The sequence below is a fragment of the Streptomyces sp. NPDC086777 genome, assembly GCF_040702065.1.
GTDB lineage: Bacteria > Actinomycetota > Actinomycetes > Streptomycetales > Streptomycetaceae > Streptomyces.
The window spans coordinates 19,640-27,296 of the sequence record NZ_JBFBJI010000069.1 but is presented as its reverse complement, the minus strand read 5'-3'; the positions used below and the strand labels follow the sequence as shown (position 1 = coordinate 27,296).

Below are 7,657 nucleotides of genomic sequence, written 5' to 3'. Positions count from 1 at the left end.
CTGCTGCTCCAGGACGCGGTGCTCGACCAGGTCGAGGAGGCCGTCGAGACGGTGCGGGCCCGTACGGGCCGCCCCCCTCCTGCTGTGCCGCTGCCTCAGGCCAGCAACTCCACCTCCGCCAGCGTCGATTCACCGTTCAGGACGAGCCGGTAGTGCGGGTACACCCCGGGCTTCTGGACGGTGAACGCCCGTGTCTGCAGGTTCCAGTCGAAGGATTCCCCGGAACGCTTGTCGACGGTTTTCCAGTCGGTGCCGTCCGTCGAGGCCTGGAGGGTCCAGCCGGTCGGGGCCCTGGTGTGGTCCGACGGTGAGGTGAGGGTGTACTGGACGCCCTTGGCCGACCCGGTCACCGGGAGGTCCACCGAGGTCACCGTCTCCTCGGTCGCCGAGGTGTTGTCGAACAGGGAGCCGTCGGCCTTCAGGACGTCGGCGCGCGGCGTCGGGACCTTGTCGTCCTTGGTGATCGAGACCGGGGCGGCGTCCTTGCCGGTGCCCCAGTTCGACGGCTTCGGGCCCATCGTGAAGTCGATGACGCCGCCCTTGGAGATGAGGGAGTGGGGGAGCGAGGTCGACGTCCAGGTGCTGCCGTTGACGCGGACACCTTGGACGTAGACGTTCTTCGCGCTGTTCTTCGGCGCCCTGACCACCAGGTCGTGGCCGTTCTCCAGGTGGACCGTCGCCTTCCTGAACAGCGGGGAGCCGATCGTGTAGTCGCCGCTGCCCATCACCAGCGGGTAGAAGCCGAGGGCCGAGAAGAGGTACCAGGCCGACTGCTCGCCGTTGTCCTCGTCGCCGTGGTAGCCCTGGCCGATCTCGCTGCCGAGGTAGAGCCGGGAGAGCGCCTCGCGGACGTAGGCCTGCGCCTTCCAGGGCTCGCCGGCCGCGTCGTACATGTAGATGACGTGGTGGGCGACCTGGTTGGAGTGGCCGTACATGCCCATCCGGACGTCCCGGGCCTCGGTCATCTCGTGGATGACCCCGCCGTAGGAGCCGACGAAGTCGGGGGAGGCCGTCTCGGGCGTCGCGAAGAACTCGTCGAGCTTGTCGCCGAGACCGGACCGGCCGCCGTACAGGTTGGCCAGGCCCCGGCTGTCCTGCGGGGCGGTGAAGGCGTAACCCCAGCCGTTGGTCTCGGTGTAGTCGTAGCCCCACACCCGCGGGTCGTACGCCGCCGGGTCCACCCGCCAGTCGCCCTGGGCGTCCTTGCCCTGGAAGAAGCCGGCCTTGGGGTCGAAGAGTTTCACGTAGTCCTGGGCGCGGTTGAGGAAGTAGTCCGACTCCTCCTTGTAGCGCTTCTCGCCGGTCTTCCGGTACAGCGCCTTGCCCATCTCGGCGATGCCGTAGTCGTTGACGTACCCCTCCATGGCCCAGGACAGGCCCTCGCGGGTGTCGTCGCTGGTGTAGCCGAGGAAGGGGGAGGTCGACATGCCCTTGCGGCCGACGCCCGAGGAGGGCGGGACCACCGTGGCGTTCTTCAGCGCCGCCTCGTAGGCCGCCTTCGCGTCGAACTTCACGCCCTTGACGTAGGCGTCCGCGAACGCCACGTCCGAGGAGGTGCCGGTCATCAGGTCGGCGTACCCGGGGGAGGACCAGCGCGAGGTCCAGCCGCCGTCCTTGTACTGCTGCACGAACCCGTCCACCATCTCGCCCGCCTGAGCGGGCGTCAGGAAGGAGTACGCCGGCCAGGTCGTGCGATAGGTGTCCCAGAAGCCGTTGTTGACGTACACCTTGCCGTCCACGATCTTCGCACCGGTGTGCGTCGGGGTGTCCTGGCTGGTCATGGGCGAGAAGGGGGAGGCGTACCGGTACGTCGAACCGACCTTCTCGAAACCGGAGTTCGGGTACAGGTACAGCCGGTACATGCTGGAGTAGAGGGTGGTGAGCTGGTCGGCCGTGGCGCCCTCCACCTCGACCTTGCCGAGCAGCCTGTCCCAGACCTGCCGGGCCTGCGCCTTCACCGTGTCGAAGGAGGTGCCGTCGGGGATCTCCTGGCGCAGGTTGTCCTTCGCCTGGTCGACACTGATCAGGGAGGTGGCCAGCCGGAGCGTGACGGTGTGGTCGGAGCCCGCGGCGAAGCGCAGGTAGCCCTTGACCCCGCTGGAGTCGCCGCCCGTCACCGGCTTGTCGAAGACGCCGTAGACGAAGAGGCGGGTCGCGCCGGTCGACAGGCCCGACTTGACGTCGGAGTAGCCGGTGACGGTCCCGTGCTCCTTGTCGAGGGTCAGGCCCGCCTGCTCCGTCACGTTGTCGAAGATCACGCTCGCGTCGTCGCCCGGGTAGGTGAAGCGCAGCGCGGCCGCGTGGTCGGTCGGCGTTATCTCGGCCTTCAGCCCGTTCTCGAACCTGACGCCGTAGTAGTAGGGCCGCGCCGTCTCGTTCTCGTGCCGGAAGGCCAGTCCGCGGGCCTCCCGGCCGGTGTCCGGGGTGCCGGAGGCGGCGGACGGCATCATCTGGAAGGTCTGCCGGTCGCCCATCCAGGGGCTCGGCTCATGGCTCGCGCTGAACGCCTGGATCGTCGGCAGGTTGTCGTCGTTGTTGGCGTGCGCGTACTCGTACAGCCAGCTCTCCGAGGACGCGTTGGTCACCGGCGTCCAGAAGTTGAAGCCGTGCGGCAGGGCCGTCGCCGGGAAGTTGTTGCCGCGCGAGAAGCTGCCGCTGGAGTTGGTGCCGCGGGTGGTCAGCGCGTAGTCGGACAGGTGCGCCTTCGGCTTCTCGGGAGCCACCGGCTGCAGGGACACGTCGTCGATCCAGCCGCGGAACTTGGTCGGCCCGGCCGGGGAGTCGTAGCCCACCAGGATCCGGTCGACCGTCTTGCCGGCCGCGACCGAACCGATCGCCGACGAGATGTCGTTCCACTGGTTGACGTACAGCGCCTTCGACGCGCCCTGCCCGCGCGGCGAGAGCGCGAACCCGTGCTGGTCGACGGCCCCGAGGTCGCTCAGGTAGGTGCCGTCCGTGAAGGCCAGGTCCACCGCCACGTTGGTGGCGTCGTAGTCGAGGTCGCCGTCGGCCATCGAGGGGAAGATCCGGTACGCGAGGCGCGTGTCCCGGCCGACCTTCACGTTCACGTCGAAGACCTTGTTGTACGAGTACGCCCGGCCGGTCGACGTGTGCCGTCCCGCGTAGCGAAGCGCGTGCGTTCCGGTGAACCCGGCCCGCGCCTTCGCGGTCGGCGAGCCGGTCGGGCCCTTGTCGACCAGCGAGAGCATGTCCTGGGGCACAGGGCCGCCGCTGCCGCCGGTGGAGAACTGGACGTCGGCGAGCTGGAGGATGTCCGGGGCGCCGTTGTTCTTCGTGACGTCGAGCCGGAAGTGCTGGTACTCGGCGGGGGCGGAGAGGTCGTACGACTTGGTCTGGAACCGTTCCGTGAAGGCCTCGCCGGTCCGGGTGTCGACGGTCTTCCAGTCCTTGCCGTCCGTCGAGCCCTGGAGGGTCCAGTCCGCGGGGTCGCGCTCGGCGTAGTCGTTCGCCGAGGTGAGGGCGTAGGTCACCAGCTTGACGGGCTTGTCGAAGTCGAACTCGGCCCAGCCGGTGGGCTCGAAGGTGAGCCACTTGGTGCCGGACTCGCCGTCGACGAGGTTCTCCTTCACCTCGCCCGCGCCCGTGTTCTCGCCGCTCGCCCGTACGTCGGTCACGTGGTCGGTGACGTTGCCGGGGATGCCGGTGCTGTAGCCGCCGTCCACCCCGGAAGCGCGCGGAGCGCCGCTCGGGCCGGTGTCCACGGTGTCGGACCAGTCCGGTGACGGATCGCCGGACTCGAACGACGATGCGAACTGCGCAGCGGTGGCCGGTGCCTTCGCGGGCAGCGCCACCGCTGCTCCCTGGGAGCCCAGGGTCATGACTACGGCGGCCGCGATCACGACCGCCGTACCGGATCCGTGCCCTGTTCTTCGCTGCGTTCTCCGCTGCATCACAACGGGTACCCTCCCTGCCACATGAGACAACGTTGTCAGCTGCGTGGCGCAGGAACCAGTAGGTGGTCAAGTGACCCGTGATGTCAAGGGCGTTGGGTGCGGCATTCAGGGGTGTATGTCGGCTCTTTTTCCGGCAAGGCGTACAGAGATCGCTCATATTTCCGACAGGTCTCAACTAGGAAAAGACCCATGGCCAACCTTGCATTCGATCTTGCCGAGCTGACCGGAAGTGGACTATACCTGTCGGCGTTTCCCGCATGACTTCCTGCACGACCCAGCACTACCCGACCGCGGTGCCGGGGAGGATCCCGTTCACCGCCTGAGTCCTGGAGAAGGCGAGGACTTGAGCATGGGATCCACTTCCGCAGCCAACCCCGGTTCCGATTCCGCAGCGACCCCCGGTTCCGAGGGTGTCGGTCGCCGCGATCTGATCAAGCGGTCCGCCGCACTCGGCCTGATTTCGGTCCCCACCGTCGGATTCCTCTCCGCGTGCGCCAGCAGTGGCGGCGGCGGCCAGTCCAAGGACAAGGCCGGCAAGAAGACGGCCAAGAACCCGCTGGGCGTCAACGACACCGCCCAGATGGAATTCGTCCTGTTCGACGGCGGTTTCGGCAAGGAGTACGCCGAGGACGCGGTGAAGATCTACGAGAAGGCCTTCCCGAAGGCCAAGGTCAAGTTCTCCGCCACCCAGAAGATCCAGTCCACGCTCCAGCCGCGCTTCAACCAGGGCACCCCGCCGGACCTCATCGACAACTCCGGCGCCGAGCAGATGGACATGGGCGTGCTCGTCGGCAAGAACCAGCTGGCCGACCTCACCCCGCTGCTCGACGCCCCGTCGTACGACGACCCGAACAAGAAGGTCCGCGACACGCTGCGCCCCGGCATCGTCGAGATGGGCCAGTTCGACGGCGACCCGGTCTGGATCATGTACTACGCCTACACGGTGTACGGCGTGTGGTACTCGCAGAAGGCCCTGGACTCGCTCGACGCGGAGTACCCGCAGACCTGGGACCAGATGATCGCCGTCTGCGAGAAGGCGAAGAAGAAGGGCATGGCCGGCTGGACCTACGCCGGCAAGTACCCGTACTACATCCCCTTCTCGCTCTACCCGATGATCGGCAAGGTCGGCGGCGTCGAGGTCCTGAACGCGATCGACAACCTGGAGCCCAACGCCTGGAAGCACCCGGCCGTCAAGGCGTGCTTCGAGGCCTACTACGAGCTCTACAGGAAGGGCTACATCCTCAAGGGCACGCCCGGCCTCGACCACATCCAGTCACAGACCGCCTGGGCCCAGGGCAAGGCGCTGTTCATCCCGAACGGCTCCTGGGTGGAGAACGAGTCGGCGAACGTCATCCCCTCCGACTTCAACCTCGCCGTCTCCGCGCCCACCGGCATCGACAAGAACGACAAGATGCCGTTCGGCACCATCTGGGCCTCCGGCGGTGAGCCCTTCATCGTCCCGGCCAAGGCCGCCAACGCCCAGGGCGGCATGGAACAGCTGCGCATCATGCTCAGCGAGGCGTCCTCGAAGAACTTCACGACGAAGGTGAAGTCGCTGACCGCGTACAACGGCGGCACCGACGGCATCAGCCTCACCCCCGGCCTCACCTCCGGCGTGGCCGCGCTGAAGCTGGCCGGTTCGAACGTGGTCAACCCGCGGCTCCAGGACTGGTACGTGCAGCTCCAGAAGGAGAAGATCGGGGTCGCCGGTCTCGGCGAGATGATGGCCGGCCGGCTCACCCCGGCGGAGGCCGTCAAGAAGATCCAGGGCTTCGCCGACGAGGCCGCCAAGGACACCTCGATCAAGCACTACAAGCACCAGTAACCAGAAACCGTCTCGGCACCGGAGTGGCGATGCAGCACGGCAAGTACCGGTTCATCGTGGGGTTTCTGGCGTTGCCCCTCGGACTGTACGCGCTCTTCGTGGTGTGGCCGTTCATCCAGTCCATCTACTACTCGTTCACGGACTGGACCGGCCTGAGCCCCGAATTCAAGATGGTCGGCCTGGACAATTACCGGAGGATGCTGCACGACGACGTCTTCTGGAAGTCCTTGCAGCACAGCTTGATGTTCGCGGTCGTGCTGCCGCTGGTGACGATCAGCCTGGCGCTGTTCTTCGCCTTCATGCTCAATGTGGGCGGCCGGAGAAGGAGGGGCGGCCCGGTCATCACCGGGGTCCGGGGCTCCTCCTTCTACAAGATCGTCTACTTCTTCCCGCAGGTGCTGTCGATCGCGATCGTCTCGCTGCTGTTCGCCTTCGCCTACAACCCCGACAGCGGCGCGATCAATTCGCTGCTCCGCGGAATTGGTCTGGACAATATCCAGCCACTCTGGCTGGGCGACCCGAGCCTCGCCCTGTGGTGCGTGATGGCCGTACTCGTCTGGTCCACGGTCGGCTTCTTCGTGGTCCTCTTCTCGGCCGGAATGGCATCCATCCCGATGGACCTCTACGAGGCCGCCCTGCTCGACGGCGCCGGCCGCGCCACCACCTTCTTCCGCATCACACTGCCGCTGCTGTGGGACACCGTGCAGTCCGGCTGGGTCTACATGGGCATCCTCGCGCTCGGCGCCGAGTCGTTCGCAGTCGTACAGATCATGACGACAGGACCGGGCGGGCCCGACTACTCGACGACCGTGATGGTCCTGTACGTGTACCAGAAGGCGTTCCGGGACGGTCAGGCCGCCTACGCCACCACCATCGGCGTCGCCCTGCTGGTCGTCACGCTCGCCTTCGCGGCGGTCGTGATGCGGCTGGGCCGTCGCGAGCGGCTGGAGTACTGAAGCGATGACGACGACCGAGACCGACGTCACTGTCACCGAGGCCGAGCCTCCCGCGCCGCAGCCGCCCCGGCAGAGGCGCGAGGGCGGGGTCCTCAACGTCTTCTCCCACGGCGTCCTGGTCATCTGGGCGATCATGGTGGTCACCCCGCTGCTGTGGGCGGTGATGACCTCCTTCAAGAACGACCGGTCCATCTTCACCTCACCCTGGGCGCTCCCGGACCGGCTCCACTTCGAGAACTGGGCCCGGGCCTGGACCGACGCCAACATGAGCGACTACTTCCTGAACACCGTTCTGGTGGTCGGCGGCTCGCTCATCGGCACGCTCGTCCTCGGCTCGATGGCGGCCTACGTCCTGGCCCGCTTCGACTTCCCGGGCAACCGCTTCATCTACTACCTGTTCATCGGCGGCATGAGCTTCCCGATCATGCTCGCGCTGGTCCCGCTGTTCTACGTGGTCAACAACCTGGGCCTGCTGAACACGATCCACGGCCTGATCCTGGTCTACATCGCGTACTCGCTGCCGTTCACGGTCTTCTTCCTCACGGCGTTCTTCCGCACGCTGCCCACCTCGGTGGCCGAGGCGGCCTTCGTCGACGGCGCCTCGCACACCCGTACGTTCTTCCAGATCATGCTGCCGATGGCCAAGCCCGGCCTGATCAGCGTCGGGATCTTCAACTTCCTCGGCCAGTGGAACCAGTACATGCTCCCGACGGTCCTCAACACGGACCCCGACAAACACGTCCTCACCCAGGGGCTCGTCCAGCTCGCCGTCAGCCAGGGCTACAAGGGCGACTGGTCCGGCCTCTTCGCCGGCCTGGTGATGGCGATGCTCCCGGTCCTGGCCGCGTACATCGTCTTCCAGCGCCAGGTGGTGGCGGGGCTGACGGCGGGCGCTCTGAAGTAACCCGAACGTTCGCAACCCGAAAGAGGGCGCCTTGAACGCGGCGCCCGCGACCGCGCCC

Annotated in this window: 4 protein-coding genes; 3 read left to right on the top strand and 1 reads right to left on the bottom strand. The window is 66.9% G+C overall.

Features of this window, described 5'->3' with window-relative positions:
• Window positions 1–95 precede the first annotated feature (95 nt).
• Entirely contained in the window at window positions 96–3,839 is a 3,744-nt protein-coding gene (locus tag AB0472_RS44720; protein ID WP_366365318.1) for a GH92 family glycosyl hydrolase, read from the bottom strand.
• A gap of 424 nt (window positions 3,840–4,263) precedes the next feature.
• On the opposite strand from AB0472_RS44720, the gene ngcE reads away from it, so the two are divergent.
• The 3 genes from ngcE to AB0472_RS44705 are packed head-to-tail and all read left to right on the top strand — an operon-like array spanning window position 4,264 to window position 7,599.
• The gene (gene ngcE / locus AB0472_RS44715; RefSeq protein ID WP_366365315.1) at window positions 4,264–5,739 is read left to right on the top strand and encodes an N-acetylglucosamine/diacetylchitobiose ABC transporter substrate-binding protein; all 1,476 of its coding nucleotides are present in this window, start codon (window positions 4,264–4,266) and stop codon (window positions 5,737–5,739) included.
• A gap of 29 nt (window positions 5,740–5,768) precedes the next feature.
• Window positions 5,769–6,695: a sugar ABC transporter permease gene (locus AB0472_RS44710; RefSeq protein ID WP_366365313.1), complete on the top strand. Its 927-nt coding sequence runs from the start codon at window positions 5,769–5,771 to the stop codon at window positions 6,693–6,695.
• Window positions 6,696–6,699: 4 nt separating this feature from the next.
• Window positions 6,700–7,599, top strand: a complete 900-nt coding sequence (locus AB0472_RS44705) for a carbohydrate ABC transporter permease (RefSeq protein WP_366365312.1) — start codon at window positions 6,700–6,702, stop codon at window positions 7,597–7,599.
• Window positions 7,600–7,657: the final 58 nt, after the last annotated feature.

Bases quoted from the DNA above. Each gene is read 5' to 3' on its own strand.
- AB0472_RS44720 (WP_366365318.1), bottom strand. From the start codon at position 3,839: ATGACCCTGGGCTCCCAGGGAGCAGCGGTGGCGCTGCCCGCGAAGGCA.
- ngcE (WP_366365315.1), top strand. From the start codon at position 4,264: ATGGGATCCACTTCCGCAGCCAACCCCGGTTCCGATTCCGCAGCGACC.
- AB0472_RS44710 (WP_366365313.1), top strand. From the start codon at position 5,769: ATGCAGCACGGCAAGTACCGGTTCATCGTGGGGTTTCTGGCGTTGCCC.
- AB0472_RS44705 (WP_366365312.1), top strand. From the start codon at position 6,700: ATGACGACGACCGAGACCGACGTCACTGTCACCGAGGCCGAGCCTCCC.